Annotated in this window: 15 protein-coding genes; 13 read left to right on the top strand and 2 right to left on the bottom strand. The window is 38.1% G+C overall.

The window, feature by feature from the left end:
• Positions 1-72 precede the first annotated feature (72 nt).
• The 12 genes from ribF (at position 73) to I6F10_RS09660 (ending at position 13,454) form a co-directional block, all read left to right on the top strand.
• Positions 73-1,023 carry a bifunctional riboflavin kinase/FAD synthetase gene (gene ribF / locus I6F10_RS09605; RefSeq protein ID WP_138489456.1) on the top strand — a complete coding sequence of 317 codons (951 nt, stop codon included), beginning with the start codon at positions 73-75 and terminating at the stop codon, positions 1,021-1,023.
• 5 nt (positions 1,024-1,028) lie between these two features.
• Positions 1,029-3,857: an isoleucine--tRNA ligase gene (gene ileS, locus I6F10_RS09610; protein WP_197098770.1), complete on the top strand. Its 2,829-nt coding sequence runs from the start codon at positions 1,029-1,031 to the stop codon at positions 3,855-3,857.
• A gap of 12 nt (positions 3,858-3,869) precedes the next feature.
• Positions 3,870-4,370 (top strand): signal peptidase II, encoded by a 501-nt coding sequence (gene lspA, locus I6F10_RS09615; protein ID WP_007376920.1) that lies wholly within the window; start codon positions 3,870-3,872, stop codon positions 4,368-4,370.
• Positions 4,367-4,807, top strand: coding sequence for an FKBP-type peptidyl-prolyl cis-trans isomerase (fkpB, locus tag I6F10_RS09620; RefSeq protein WP_002958231.1), 441 nt, complete (start codon positions 4,367-4,369; stop codon positions 4,805-4,807). Before lspA ends, fkpB begins: the two co-directional genes overlap by 4 nt.
• Positions 4,807-5,736, top strand: a complete 930-nt coding sequence (gene ispH, locus I6F10_RS09625; RefSeq protein WP_197098771.1) for a 4-hydroxy-3-methylbut-2-enyl diphosphate reductase — start codon at positions 4,807-4,809, stop codon at positions 5,734-5,736. The genes fkpB and ispH overlap by 1 nt, the downstream gene beginning before the upstream one ends.
• A 29-nt stretch (positions 5,737-5,765) precedes the next feature.
• The gene (locus I6F10_RS09630) at positions 5,766-6,800 is read left to right on the top strand and encodes a sensor histidine kinase (RefSeq protein ID WP_165744531.1); all 1,035 of its coding nucleotides are present in this window, start codon (positions 5,766-5,768) and stop codon (positions 6,798-6,800) included.
• A complete protein-coding gene (locus tag I6F10_RS09635) occupies positions 6,797-7,498 on the top strand; it encodes a LytR/AlgR family response regulator transcription factor (RefSeq protein ID WP_024596571.1) in 702 nt (233 codons plus the stop codon). Before I6F10_RS09630 ends, I6F10_RS09635 begins: the two co-directional genes overlap by 4 nt.
• A 185-nt stretch (positions 7,499-7,683) precedes the next feature.
• On the top strand, positions 7,684-8,247 hold the full coding sequence (gene pilV, locus I6F10_RS09640) for a type IV pilus modification protein PilV (protein WP_165744532.1): 564 nt from the start codon (positions 7,684-7,686) through the stop codon (positions 8,245-8,247).
• A 1-nt stretch (position 8,248) separates the two neighbouring features.
• On the top strand, positions 8,249-9,259 hold the full coding sequence (locus I6F10_RS09645; RefSeq protein ID WP_165744533.1) for a PilW family protein: 1,011 nt from the start codon (positions 8,249-8,251) through the stop codon (positions 9,257-9,259).
• Positions 9,247-9,777, top strand: coding sequence for a pilus assembly PilX family protein (locus I6F10_RS09650; RefSeq protein WP_165744534.1), 531 nt, complete (start codon positions 9,247-9,249; stop codon positions 9,775-9,777). The genes I6F10_RS09645 and I6F10_RS09650 overlap by 13 nt, the downstream gene beginning before the upstream one ends.
• A gap of 1 nt (position 9,778) precedes the next feature.
• Positions 9,779-13,018, top strand: coding sequence for a PilC/PilY family type IV pilus protein (locus I6F10_RS09655; RefSeq protein WP_165744535.1), 3,240 nt, complete (start codon positions 9,779-9,781; stop codon positions 13,016-13,018).
• Positions 13,019-13,028: 10 nt separating this feature from the next.
• Positions 13,029-13,454 (top strand): type IV pilin protein, encoded by a 426-nt coding sequence (locus tag I6F10_RS09660; protein WP_165744536.1) that lies wholly within the window; start codon positions 13,029-13,031, stop codon positions 13,452-13,454.
• 5 nt (positions 13,455-13,459) lie between these two features.
• Here the strand turns inward: I6F10_RS09660 and I6F10_RS09665 are convergent, their stop codons facing one another.
• Both I6F10_RS09665 and I6F10_RS09670 read right to left on the bottom strand, forming a co-directional pair.
• Entirely contained in the window at positions 13,460-13,990 is a 531-nt protein-coding gene (locus I6F10_RS09665; protein ID WP_197098772.1) for a GspH/FimT family pseudopilin, read from the bottom strand.
• Positions 13,991-14,069: 79 nt separating this feature from the next.
• On the bottom strand, positions 14,070-14,633 hold the full coding sequence (locus I6F10_RS09670; RefSeq protein ID WP_197098773.1) for a GspH/FimT family pseudopilin: 564 nt from the start codon (positions 14,631-14,633) through the stop codon (positions 14,070-14,072).
• Positions 14,634-14,793: 160 nt separating this feature from the next.
• Here I6F10_RS09670 and glnB point away from each other — a divergent pair, with 160 nt between their 5' ends.
• Positions 14,794-15,132: a nitrogen regulatory protein P-II gene (gene glnB, locus I6F10_RS09675; RefSeq protein WP_002962211.1), complete on the top strand. Its 339-nt coding sequence runs from the start codon at positions 14,794-14,796 to the stop codon at positions 15,130-15,132.
• The last annotated feature ends 154 nt before the right edge of the window (positions 15,133-15,286 follow it).

Here is a 15,286-nt window from a genome sequence, read left to right on the forward strand (position 1 = left end):
AATCGGCAACTCTGCGGCTTTAATCATTTTTTAGCCGTAATTAATAGCTCGCTAAACAAGGCATTAGGTGGCATGGAGTTAATTAGAGGTATACACAATATTCGCCCACACCATTTTGGTTGTGTGTTAACTATTGGTAATTTTGACGGCGTTCATTTAGGCCACGCAGAAGTATTAAAAGGTTTACTTAGCGATGCTAAAGCGCATCGTTTGCCTAGCACTGTAATGCTGTTTGAACCCCAGCCACAAGAGTTTTTTGCTAAAAACAATGCCCCTGCACGGTTAACGCGCTTACGAGATAAGTTACGTTTATTGAGTGATTTAGGTATTGAGCGAGTTATTTGCATTAGCTTTAATCAGCAATTTGCAAACATGCATGCTGAGCAATTCGTTAATGAGATTTTGATTAAAAAGTTAGGTGTTAAAGCACTTACTGTTGGTGATGATTTTAAGTTTGGAAAGCAACGCCAAGGTAACTTTCACTTACTTGCTAGCATGGGTAAGCAAGCGGGCATGGATGTAAAAAGCACCGCGAGCTTTCGTCAATTAAATGCTAGAGTAAGCAGCACTTTAATACGAGATGCTTTAGCATCCGGTGACTTAGCGAGTGCTAAAATAATGCTTGGTCACGATTATGCTATTTCTGGGCGTGTTATACATGGCTGGAAAAGAGGACGTGAACTCGGTTTTAGAACGGCAAATATAGCCCTAAAACGCCAAGTGTGTCCTGTCAACGGAGTGTTTGCAGTGCAAGCAACGATTGCAGGAAAACAGATTTTTGGAGTTGCAAATGTAGGTAATAAGCCGACATTTAATGGAACTCGTGCATTATTAGAAGTTCACCTTTTTGATTTTGCACAGGATATTTACGGACAATTTATGCATGTGGAGTTAATAGAAAAACTTCGCGATGAGAAAAAATTCGAGACATTAACACAATTAACGGCGCAAATAGCAACTGATGTTGCTGCCGCTAAGCAGTGTTTTGGTTTAAATCAGGTAGCCGATAGAGACGGAATGTAGGATAAATGAGCGACTATAAACATACTTTGAACTTACCGGAAACACCGTTTCCAATGCGTGGCAATTTGGCACAACGTGAACCAAAAATGCTTAAAGCATGGTATGAAGACGACCTGTACGGTCAAATTCGCAGCGCTAAGAAAGGTAAAAAGACCTTTATTTTGCATGACGGCCCTCCGTATGCAAATGGCGATATCCATTTAGGCCACTCAGTTAATAAAATATTAAAAGACATTATTGTTAAGTCTAAAACATTATCTGACTTTGATTCACCATTAGTCCCAGGTTGGGATTGTCATGGTTTACCAATCGAGTTAATGGTTGAGAAAAAAGTAGGCAAGCCGGGCGTAAAAGTAACCGCGAGCGAGTTTCGTGAAAAATGCCGTGCATACGCTAAAAAACAAGTTGAAGGTCAAAAAGTCGACTTTAAACGTTTAGGCGTATTTGCAGATTGGGATAAGCCTTACTTAACAATGAACTTTGACTTTGAAGCAAATGCAATTCGTGTACTTGGTCGAATTATTGAAAAAGGTCATTTGCATAAAGGCGCCAAGCCTGTGCATTGGTGTACAGACTGTGGCTCTGCATTAGCAGAAGCAGAAGTTGAATACCAAGATAAGCAGTCACCAGCAATTGATGTGCGTTTTACATTTGTTGATCAAGATGCTGTTGTTAGTGCATTTGCTTTGGCTGATGGTCATAAAGGCGAAGGCAGTGTTGGTACTGTTATTTGGACAACAACACCGTGGACGCTTCCTGCAAACCGCGCTGTGGCTGTGCATGCCGATTTAGAGTATGCGTTAGTACAGGTTGAAGATGAAGGCGTACAACAACGTCTAATTTTAGGTTCTGAGCTTGTTAAAGATGCTATGGACCGTTTTGGTTTTAATCACTTTCACGTACTAGGGTATGTAAAAGGTGCAGCGCTTGAAAACTTGCAAGTAGCCCATCCTTTTTATGATTTTAATGTACCAGTGATTGTTGCAGAACACGTAACTACTGATTCAGGTACTGGTGTTGTACATACCGCCCCAGGCCATGGTCAAGAAGATTTCGTGGCAGGTTTAAATTACAACCTTGAAGTGGCTAACCCTGTTGGTGCAAATGGTGTTTATTTACCAGATACCGAACTTTTTGCAGGTCAGCACGTATTTAAGGCAAATGCGAGCGTAATTGAAGTATTAAAAGAGCGTGGTGCGCTTATGCATCACCATGCGCTTACGCATAGTTACCCGCATTGTTGGCGTCATAAAACACCAATCATTTTCCGTGCTACACCACAATGGTTTGTAAGTATGGATCAGGCTAACTTACGTCAAGATTCTCTTGCTGAGATTAAAAACACGCAGTGGTTACCAGAGTGGGGCGAAAGCCGTATTTCTAACATGGTTGAAAGCCGCCCAGATTGGTGTATTTCTCGCCAGCGTACTTGGGGCGTTCCTATTGCATTGTTCGTTGATAAAGACACCGGTGCACTTCACCCAAATACACAAGAGCTAATTGCTCAAGCAGCAGAGCTTGTTGAAAAGTCTGGCATTCAAGCATGGTACGATTTAGAACCAGCTACTTTACTTGGTGAAGAAGACGCCAAGCAATACATGAAAGTGCAAGATACGCTAGATGTATGGTTTGACTCAGGTGTGTCACACGCTTGTGTAGTAGATGCACGTGAAGACTTGGTTGGTCCAGCTGACTTATACCTTGAAGGTTCTGATCAGCACCGTGGTTGGTTTATGTCATCAATGATGACATCTGTGGCTATTAATGGTCATGCGCCATACCGCCAAGTATTGACTCATGGTTTTACTGTTGATGAAAACGGCCGTAAAATGTCTAAGTCGTTAGGCAATGTTATTTCACCACAAAATGTGATGAATAAACTAGGTGCTGACATTCTACGTTTGTGGGTGGCTTCTACCGATTACACGGCAGAAATGACTGTGTCGGATGAAATATTTAAACGCTCAGCCGATCGTTACCGCCGTATTCGTAACACTAGCCGTTACTTGCTTGCTAACCTAAATGGTTTTAACCCAGAAACAGATCAAGTAGCTGTTGATGATATGGTTGAGCTTGATAAGTGGATTGTTGGCCGCGCAGCTCAGTTGCAAGACGAGATTTTAGCTGCATACGACAGCTACCAAATGCTATTAGTAACTCAAAAGCTAATGAACTTCTGTACGGGTGAGCTTGGCTCGTTCTATTTAGATGTTATTAAAGATCGTCAATATACAGCTAAGAGTGATAGCCATGCACGTCGTTCTTGTCAAACTGCGCTTTATCATATCGCAGAAGCAATGACGCGTTGGATGGCACCTATTATGAGCTTTACCGCACAAGAAATTTGGGAAGCGTTACCGGGTGAGCGTAGTGACTACGTATTTACATCAGTTTGGTACGATGGCTTACAAACACCAACAAATAGCCAATTTAGTAACGATGATTGGTTAGAGATTTTAACTGTACGTGACGAAGTAAACCGCTTATTAGAAGCTGCACGTAAAGAAGAAGTAATTGGTGCAACACTTCAAGCAACGGTGAATTTATTTACGGGTAAAGAGCTTGCCGCTAAATTAAACGCGCTTGGTGATGAATTGCGTTTTGTATTGTTAACATCAGCGGTGAATGTTAATGAAGTTGATAGCCAGCCTGCAGATACACAAGCTACCGAAATTGAAGGTTTGTTCATTAGCGTTGCTGCAACAGATGCTGCTAAATGTGAGCGTTGTTGGCATTACAGCGAAGATGTAGGTGTTGAGCCTGCTCATCCTGAAATTTGTGGTCGTTGTGTAAGTAATGTTGACGGCGAAGGTGAAAAGCGTCAATTCGCTTAGGAGTTATTCTTAGTGAGCAAACTAGCCCAAAAAAGTGGTTTAGTGTGGCTTTGGTTGAGTCTATTACTTTTAGTAATAGACTTTGCCAGTAAAACACTTGTTGTAGGGACTATGGCTTATCAAGAGTCTATAAACTTACTCCCTGTTTTTAGTATTACTTATGTACATAACTATGGTGCTGCTTATAGCTTTTTAAGTGAAGCGGGTGGTTGGCAGCGTTGGTTTTTAAGTGCGATTGCTATTGCTATTAGTGCTTTGCTTGTGTGGTGGCTAAAACGCTTACCTGCAACAAACAAAGTACTATGCGGTGCTTATGCACTGGTACTTGCAGGCGCTATTGGTAATTTATACGATCGTATTGCGTATGGTTATGTAATCGACTTTATTCACGTATTTTATAAAGACTCACATTTTCCTGTATTCAATATTGCCGATTGCGCTATTTGTATTGGCGCAGCATTATTGTTATTTGATGCCTTTACCGGCGAGAGTCCGAAGGAGCATAAAGCATGAGCCAAGCTGTAATTGGTGAAAACTCGCAAGTTATTTTCCATTTTTCTATTAAATTAGAAGATGGCTCTGCCGCCGATTCTACCAAGGTGCACAACAAACCTGCTAAATTAACAATGGGCGATGGCAGTTTAACGGCAAACTTCGAAAAGTGTTTATTAGGTTTAACTGCAGGCGAAAGTAAAACGTTTGAATTAGAACCTGAAGATGCGTTTGGTCAGCCAAATCCAGATAATATTTACTACGTTGACCGTAGTAAATTTGGCCCAGAAACACCAGCTAAGGTAGGTGCAATTATTGCGTTTACTCAACCAGACGGTACTGAGCTTCCTGGATTAGTTCGCGAAGTGCAAGGTGAGTCGGTAACGATTGATTTTAATCACCCTTTATCTGGCCAACGTTTAACGTTTGAAGTTGATATTATTGAGGTGGAAGGTTAATGGAAATATTACTAGCTAATCCACGCGGCTTTTGCGCTGGTGTTGACCGTGCTATTAGTATTGTTGAGCGCGCCCTAGATATTTTTGAAAAGCCAATTTATGTGCGCCACGAAGTAGTACATAACCGCTATGTGGTTGATGGATTAAAAAGTCGTGGTGCGGTATTTGTTGAAGAGCTTGATCAAGTACCTGACGACAGTATTGTTATTTTTAGTGCACATGGTGTTTCGCAAGCTGTTCGCAGCGAAGCTAAACGTCGTGATTTAAAAGTATTTGATGCAACGTGTCCGCTTGTTACTAAAGTACATATGGAAGTTACACGTGCGAGTCGTAAAGGTATTGAGTGTATTTTAATTGGACACCATGGTCACCCTGAAGTAGAGGGAACAATGGGACAATATAATAACTCAGCCGGTGGTATTTATCTTGTTGAAACCGTTGATGATGTTGTTGCGCTTAATGTAAAAAATGCTGAAAATCTTTTTTACTGTAGTCAAACGACTTTATCAGTTGATGATACTGCTGATGTTATTGATGCACTACGCAATAAATTTCCATCAATTGACGGACCTCGTAAAGATGATATTTGTTATGCAACGCAAAATCGTCAAGACGCTGTTCGTGACCTAGCTGATAAAGTTGATGTGCTATTAGTTGTTGGCGCTAAAAACAGCTCTAACTCTAATCGCTTACGTGAACTTGCAGATAAAATGGGCACAGTTGCTTATTTAATTGATGACGCAACTGATGTACAAGAGCAGTGGGTTTCAGGTTCTAAATCAGTGGGTGTAACTGCGGGTGCATCTGCGCCAGAAGTACTTGTACAACAAGTTATAAGCCGATTAAAAGATCTTGGTGGTACGCAGGTTGTTGAAAACCCAGGCGAAGAAGAGAATATCGTATTTGCTGTTCCTGTAGAGCTACGTTAATTTAAAATTTAGATTATAGGAGAGTCGTTATGAGCAAGTCACTAAAAAATGATGGTTTGCTTTTTTCGGCTCTTTTTAATGAGCGAGGCGTACTAGCTTCGCTTGTTGTTTCTCAAGTTATTGCTATTGTTTTAGCCTTTGCACCCAATGTAGAAGGAGATATTTGGCTTCGACTTGGGGTCATTAGTTTGTTTATGCATTTAATTGTTTTAGTCGGTACCTCTTCTTTATATTTTTGTAGATTTTTCTTACAAACGCGCACTCAAACTTTTCAGTTAAGTTTGTTTTTTATCTTTTTTTTATTATCTACGTGCATTTTTAGTATTTTATTTTCCCATTTTGCTTTTGATATAGATGATACAGATAACTTAATTTATTTCACACTTCGCAATTGCATTATAGTGGCTTTGCTGGCGGCTTTATTCGTCCAATTTTTATTAATTCATTTTGAAAAAGAGCAGCAAACTAAAGCGCTTTCTCGAGCTGAACTTGATGCCTTACAAGCCAGAATACGTCCTCATTTTTTATATAATAGTTTAAACACTGCTGCAGAGCTTACTCATCATGATGCCGATGCGGCAGAGCAGGCTATTTTAGCATTAGCCGCCTTATCGCAGGCTGCAATGCACTCAGGAAAAAATGTATCTCTTGACGATGAAATAACGCTGAGTAAGCAATATATAGCACTTGAAACATGGCGTTTCGGTAATCGCTTAAGAGTTAATTGGCAAATACCCAATGAACTACCTGCATTGAGCATTCCTTGTTTAACCCTGCAGCCATTAATTGAAAATGCAGTATGCCACGGTGTTGAAACAAGTGAGCATGGTGCAGAAATAAAAGTAGAGCTACATATTACTACCGGCTATATAACCATGATTGTTTCTAACCCTATAACAATTTCTAATGCTCAAACTAGGCCTAATAACGGCATGGCGCTTGAAAATATTCGCCAGCGATTAAATATTTATTATAAAAATAAAGCGCAGCTAACAATTACGAATAAAAATGATGTGTTTAGGGTCAAGGTCGTTATTCCTAAGCTAATTGAGGGCAGTGTATGAACGTACTCATTGTTGATGATGAACCTCTTGCGAGATCGCGCTTAATTCGTTTGTTGGCACATGATAAAAGCATAGTTGTACAAGGCGAGGCAAGTAATGGTAATGAAGCCCTAGTACTTGCTAAAAAGCAAACGCCAGATTTGATTTTTTTAGATGTTGATATGCCCGGTATGAATGGTTTACAAGTTGCTAATGAGCTCAATAGTTTAACTCTACCTCCTGCTATTGTTTTTATAACTGCTCACCCTGAGCATGCCTTCGATGCTTTACAATTAAGTGCTGCAGGTTATTTAGTTAAACCTATTTCAGAGCAATCATTGCAAAAGGTGCTTAAGCAAGTCGGGCGCTTAAATAAAGTACATATTCAAAAACAACAAAATGTAAAAATCTCTTATCAGCTAGCTGGTACTCTACGCAGTGTTGATATAAATGATGTTTTGTATTTTAGTGCCGAAGAAAAGTATACCAAAATGATATTCTGTGGTGGAGAAGCTTTACTTGAACAAAGTCTAAAACAATTAGAGTTACAATTTCCTACACATATTTTGCGAATCCATCGCAATACATTGGTTAATAAACAAAAAGTCATTGCTTTGCATTCAAAAGCGAATGGCAATCATATGATTGAGCTACAAGGGTGCAGTGAGTTATTGCCAGTGAGCCGCCGTGAGCTTAAATTAGTAAAAAATTCGCTTTAGGCTTACCTTGCAATTAACCTCCCCCTGATTTAAATACATTTGAGTCTTAATTATCAACGGTGTTATTGAATAAACAGGTTTAATTAACCGTTTATCAACAAATATAACCGCTTGTCTTAGTCCTCATTGATTCCTCAAATAAATAACATAAACTTATAATCAGATAATTTTTATTTGGTTTTATTATGCAATCACCTCACATAAAAGTGCAAAGAGGCTTCACTCTGATTGAAGTGCTAATTGCATTTATTATTCTTAGTTTTGGCCTTTTAGGTGCAGTTGCCTTGCAAGCAAAAGCAAAGCAAGCAAGCTTTGACTCTATGCAGCGTGCTGCTGCAGTTGCTCTGGGAAATGACATTATTCAACGTATTCGTGCTAATGACACTATTGATATGATAAAAGATTACGGAGGCGTTATACAAAGCTCAGCGAATAGTAATACTTACTCGAGTTGCTTTGGTGCAATATGTAGTTCTTCTGATATAGCAAAATTAGATATAACACAATGGAAACGTGCTATTCGAGCTAGTGAAAATACGGGTACTTTAGATGATGCGACAATATGTATAAATCCAACCTCAGTGGCAGATACTGGAGGCAAAGGGTTTAACATTGAAGTAATTATATCATGGCAAGGGCGGCAAGAGTTCAAAGCAAATACGAATACAGGAAAAGTTACCTGTGGTGATAAAACTAATAATAAACGCCGTTTAGTGGTCTTAACCAGCTATATATATGTTAGGAGCTAACATGAAGCAAAAAGGCTTTACGCTAGTAGAAGTAATGATTTCGCTATTTATAGGCGGTTTAATTCTTGGTGGCGTTATGTTTACTTTTATTAGTATGAAAGTAACCACAAAAGACACTATGACTATCGGTGAACTCCAGGAGTCAGGACGTTTAGCTATAAATATTATGCAACGCGATATCGAGCAAGTTGGCTTTTGGGGAACTTATTATGATGACTCGTTCACAGCAGTAAATACAACCGTTTCTGCAACGACGATTACAGGTGATTGTTCAGATGGAACTAATAACGGCAGCTTTCCAGATTTAACCAGTAGTAGTAATTTTCGTACTATTTATGCAAAAACTACTACGAGTAAAGATAACCTACATTGCATAAACGATGGCATTATTCCTGCTGATAATAAAGAGACCGATATTCTTCAGCTCAAGTTTTTACAAGGTGATCCTCAATATGATGCTGTTGCAGGTACTAATACAACTAGCGATAAAATAAATTATTTTATCGCAGAACAAGAACAAGCAAGTTTTGTAACCGGTAAACATACCCCAACAAATATCAATGCAACTATTTGGCCATATAGTCATCATGTTTATTATATTAAAGAAGAAAAGTATTTAGTAAATAATAAAGAAATAAAAGTCCCCGTATTAAGACGAAAACGATTAGTAAATGGAAAGATGACCTCTGAAACGATAATGGAAGGTGTTGAAAACATGCGTTTTCTTTTTGGCCTTGATACTAATAGCGATAGCAAGGTTGATACTTATAAAAGCTCGGCAGCTATCTCTGCTACAGAATGGGAAAATCGTAAAGGTATTTTAACCGTTCAACTCTTCTTATTAATTAGATCACTGCAACCGGACCCCGGTATAAAAATAAAAAAACAAGAATATACATTAGGAGATGGACCCGAAAAACGAGTTTTAAAATTTGATGATAATTATAGACGCACTGTTTTTACAACAACTATTCGCTTAAGTAATGTTGGAGGGAACTTATGGAAAATTTAAAGTTGTTACCAAATAAGCAACAAGGTGTGGTGCTTTTAACAGCATTAATTATGGTGATAGCTGTTACCGGCATTGCAGTTACTCTTATGAGTAGTAGTACAATTGATATTAAAATTACTAATGCAGCACAAGAGCGAGAAGTTGCAGAAAATCAATTGATTGGCGAAGTGCAAAGAGTAATTGCGTCAGAAGCTAAAAAAGGTGCTGATAGTGACTTTTTTCTTACTCCAGATGAGATCGCTACAGATTCGGGTAAGCTTGATGGTGATGGTAATAAAATAATTATACCAGAGAAGGACATTACAGAGCCTGGGCACGAAATGAAAAGCATAATGACGAATTTAAATCGTGGTTCGCTAGAGCTTAATTGTCCTCGTAGTTATAGTTTTACAGCGGGTGTTTCATGCAATATGGTTCAAGTATCTACTACGATAGAATATGGCTCTAAAAGCAAGCATCAACTAACCATAGTTACTGGTATAGCTCAAGAGATGGCCAGTACGGGTAAGGGGATTTAAGATGAAATTTAAACTTTATATAGCACTAGTTTTATTATTTACATCAGTAATTAATATGCATGCATACGCTGAGGATATTGAGATTTACGTAAATAAAGATGTAAAATTCGATGAAAAACCAAGAGTTCTTTTTATTTTTGATACGTCAGGAAGTATGGACGAGGAAGTTACATCAGCAGGCACAAGAGAGCGATGTTATATAAAGGAAAGAGAAAGTTACTTCTTTGGGCTTTTATGGCGTGATGTATATGTGGAACTAGGGCAGTGCTATGAAAGTAAAAGCAGCTATAGTGAATATAATCAACAATGTTACATAAACATTGGAGGTAGTTACAACCCCAATTATCAACCAAGTTGTGTTGATGAAGTTGAAGGTGGGACAAGGCTTGAGGTTGCAAAAAGAGCTGTAAAAGGTTTAATAAATGACAACAGTGATATTGACTTTGGTTTAATGCGTTTTAATTATAACGCAGGTAATGAACCCGGTGGCGGCTATGTGCTTGCTAGAATAGGTGCAAATGAAAATATACTGATTAATAAAATCAATGAGCTACCTGCGTATGGTTCAACTCCATTAACAGAAACTTTGTGGGAGGCATATTTATACATCACAGGACAAAATCTTAAGTTTGCGAGAAGGGTTAACGGCAGAGATAAAAGCATTGATGAAAATAGCAAGTACATATCACCTTTTAAACAAGATCAAGGAACTCCACTGCGCTGTGATAACTCTATTAATATTATTCTTATAACAGACGGTGAACCTCAAAATGATGATGAAGCTGATGGAAGTATAAATAAAGAATATAAAGGTATATTTGGAGCTAATTCGAGTTCATTTGGGAGCTATAAAAGTTATTTAGTAGCGTTAGCCAAAATTTTATATGGTACAGAGACTATATCTGTTGATTTATATCCTCAGACCTCTGAGGTGATTGATACGGGTAGGCTTTTTACTATAGGTTTTGGTGATGGAATGGGTGAAAATGCGCTCAAACTTTTAGAAGAAGCAGCTAAGGTTGGTGGTGGGGATTATTTTGAAGCTAAATCAGCAGCAGCCCTTTCTTCTGCACTTAAAAATACAATTTCACAAATTAGAGAAGAAAATAGTACTTTCATTTCTCCATCAGTGGCCAGTAATAACGTAGATCAAACTCGAAGTCGAGATGCAATCTATTTTGCTATGTTTTATCCAGATAAAAGTACACGTTGGCGAGGTAATTTAAAAAAATTAAAAGTATCAGACGGAAAAATTATTGATTCATCGTTAAAGTTAGCACTCAATGAAGATGGATTAATTAGTAAGGATGCAAAAACCTTTTGGTCTGTTAATAATTCTGCAGATGGTAATTCGGTAAAAAATGGTGGCGTTAATGCAATGCTGGCAACTATAAAGGATAAAGATCGTAAAGTGCTAACGGATATCGGCTTTTTTAAGGCCGACAGTATTATTGATGCTATGGGTGAAAGCCAGGCAGCTAGTGCTTTCTTAATTGATAAGTCTGAGCTTGAAAATACGATTAATTGGGCGCGTGGGGTTGATGTTGATAATAAGAATCCTGAAAGCGAACAGCGTAATGATATCTTTGGTGATCCCTTACACTCTAGGCCTGTAGCAATAGATTATGGTAATAATGATATACGTATACTGATTGGTACTAATGCTGGCTTTTTACATATGTTTAAAGATGACGATGTAAATAATGAAGTTAAAGAAAGTTGGGCGTTTATACCGTCTGTACTTTTTAAAATAATTAAATCATTAAGAAAAGCAGAATCTGGTAAGCAATATGGCATGGATGGGCCTATTAGCGTGTATTCCAAAAATGAAAGTCTCAATAGTGATAACGTTAACGATGGTATTGTAAATGTATCCAAAGGAGATAAAGTTTTAGCATTTGTTGGAATGCGTCGTGGAGGAAAAAATTATTATGCTTTTGATATAACCGCTCCTGATAATCCAAAGTTAAAATGGACTATAAAGGGAGGTGAAGGAGACTTCACAAAACTGGGTCAAACTTGGTCAAAGCCGCAAGTGGCATTTATAAAAGCTTTTGGTGATAAACCAGTACTGGTTTTTGGTGGTGGTTATGACACAAATAAAGATACTAGCTCAGAGGCTGACTCTGTAGGTAATAATATTTATATTGTTGACGCAAATACAGGTACTAAGCTTTGGTCATTACTAGATAATAATAATTTTAAAGGAAAACATAGTATTGCTGCAGATATAACTCTACTAGATTCTGATTATGATGGTTATATCGACAGAATATATGCTGCAGATACAGGAGGTGATATCTGGCGTATAGATATGCCGGGCGATAAGAAAGGAGCTTTTAATCACCATAAATTAGCTCAATTAGGTATTGGAGCAGATAGACGCTTTTTTTATAAACCAGTGATTGCACGAACGCTGTTTAGTAAAGTAACAATAATTGGAGAGGTTATAACTAGACTAGACTCTCCATATGATGCAGTTGTCATCGGTAGTGGTAAAAGAACTAATCCGAATGATGCAAAAACTGCAGATCAATTATTTATGATAAGAGATGAAAATACAGTTACAAAATCATTTACAGGTAAAGAACCTACACCAATCATGCCACATGATTTAATGGTTATGAACGATGACCCATTTGAGAAAACATTAAATAGCAAAAATGGAAAAAGTGATATAGGAGGGTTCGTTAAATTAGAAGCTGCTTTGGCTTTAAAAAAAGGTTGGCGATACGAACTAACTACGGGTGAAAAGTCATTAGCAGCTGCTACAGTTGTGGGTGGGGTTGCTTATTTTACCTCATTTACACCCGCTTCAGACTCCTCTACAAAAAACCAGTGCTCACTTAGTGGTGGTGGTGGTTCACTCTATGCTTTTCATCTTCATTATGGAACTAAGGTATATGATAAACTTAAGTTTGATACAAGTAATGAAGTACCTGATACTCCACAATTATACTTTGGTTCATCGTGCGCAGATAGTGATGGTAATGGAATGTGCGACGATAACCCTAAAGAGGAAGTGAAAAGTCAGTTTTATTTAATTGGCCCGGGTATTAAAGGTGAGAATGCAGAAAACCCGCTTCAACCACTTGAAATTACAGGGCCGGGATTAAAAGTTGTTGATGGTAAAATACAACTTGTAAAAGATAAAGCGCTAGGGTTTGGTTTTAAAACCCAGCAAACTTACATTTATAAGCGCGAAGAAAACGACGAAATTATACCTGATGAAGAAGGCTAAGGGTGTTTAAATGAATAAAAAGCAACATGGATTTACCTTAATTGAGCTGATGATAGCAGTTGCTATCGTCGGTATACTTGCAGCAATTGCATTGCCTAATTATACAGAGTATGTGAAGCGTGCTTCGCGTGCAGAGGCAGTTGCTGCATTATTAGATGCAGCTAATAAGCAAGAGCAGTACTTTGTAGATAACAGAGAATATACAGAATTAGCGAGTGATTTAGGGATTCAAAGTAAAACAGAGAATGGGCATTTCGAATTAGCGATTAAAGTAGTTGATAAAAGTACTTTTACAATCACTGCTAAACCCGTGGCAGGGCCGGTAAAAGGAGATGGTGATTGCACCGAGCTATCTATAACTGATATAGGTACTAAAGGCGCGCAAGGGGCAAAAACAAACAAGGGAGCAGATATTGACTACTGCTGGGGAAGATAACTAGATTACTTCTTCTGACACTTATCAGTTGATTTAATGCGAATTCTACCCGTTTGACTTACAGATAAAGCCAATCCTTTGAGATTGGCTTTATCGCTATTAGGGCAATATATAAAAGTCCCATTTTGAAAACCATTTAAAGAACCATCAGGACGAAACGTAATAGCGCTACGGGGGTACTCTAAAGTATCGGCCTCATGAACATCCTCGAAAGTGCTTAAGAGTAGTTCATCATCATCTAACGAGGTTGATTTATCTTTGTCGATAAAGAGTGACATTTGGCCATTCCACTCGTCTTTTGTACATTGACTGTCTTTTAGTGCACAAAGCGTGACGTAAGTAGCATTTTCAATCGCATAAAGGCGGCCATAATTTATATTTCGGTGTAGCAGATTCACATGGTTATCTAATCGGTTTTTAGCCAATAAGTCTGGATAAAACCACATAGATAATTGGCTGATTACACTGACAACAGTAATTGATACCATTAATTCGAGAAGTGTCACTCCCTTGTTTTTTGATATTGATAATCTCATCCTTGAAGACCTGAGTTAATAAATGATTAACTCAGTCTAGTAAATGATACAAATATGACAAGATATAATTGTACGTTTTTTAATCGCACTTTTCAGTGGTGTCACCAAGGTAAAAAGCAGTACCAGATACTGATACATTCAGCGCTTTATTGTTTTCATTGTCATTATTGGGGCAGTATACAAAGCCCGTAAAGCTACCTGAGCCAGCTAAACTTGTCGTAATACGACCGCTCGTATTAAACCGAAGGCTATTATTACCAGAGAATTTTATTCTATCGCTAGACGGAGTTTCTGACATTACACGTAATAGACTATCGTTTGCGCTTTTATAACTTCCGTCATTATCAGTATCTATAAATAAAATAACGGTATTAGTTGATGCCCATTCACTTTGGCATGTGAGACTTGAGCTACTACTTGTAACTGTATTGGGAACAGGGCACACAATGACTATTTCATCTGTACTTGCAGCTTGAGAGCGTGCATAGCTAATATTTCTTTTTAATTCCAACAAAAAATTCTCAGCTCTATTTTCTTCTAGCATATCGCTGCTATTCCAAATCGCAATTGATGCAATAATGCCAACGATAGCAACGGTTACCATGAGTTCTAAAAGGGTGAACCCGTTTTGTTTGTTTTTCATATTAATCTCATTTACTGCTAGTCATTTAAGTATAGCGATTTTTATATAATAAATTATACCACGATCGGTTGTTTTATCACCGTAATTCAATTGCTTTGTTTGCTATGAACACTATGATTGTCTAAAATCGAGGCAACTGAAGCTTTCAAAAGTAATTAATATGAAAAAAATAGAAGCAATTATTAAACCTTTTAAGTTAGATGATGTGCGTGAAGCGTTGTCTGATGTGGGTATTACGGGGATGACGGTAAGCGAAGTTAAAGGCTTTGGGCGTCAAAAAGGTCACACTGAGCTATATCGTGGCGCAGAGTATATGGTCGATTTTTTACCTAAAGTAAAACTTGATATTGTATTGACTGATGAAGATGTAGACCGTGCAATTGAAGTTATTGTAAAAACGGCGCAAACAGGAAAAATCGGTGATGGTAAAATATTTGTCACAGATGTTGAGCGTGTAATACGTATTCGTACTGCAGAGGAAGATGAAGAAGCGATTTAAGATTTTCTTCTACGCAATAAAAAGGCGCTTACTAAGCTGTCTCTTGATCACAAGTCTGACTCAAGAGATTTTGCTAAATCGTAGCCTTCTAGGATGGCTTGTAACTTAAGCCATCCTTTCCATAACACTTTCACAGATGCACGCCCTGTGCGCT

Origin of the sequence: Pseudoalteromonas sp. SWYJZ98, from assembly GCF_015864495.1 — a bacterium.
In the GTDB taxonomy this organism is placed as follows: domain Bacteria; phylum Pseudomonadota; class Gammaproteobacteria; order Enterobacterales; family Alteromonadaceae; genus Pseudoalteromonas; species Pseudoalteromonas distincta.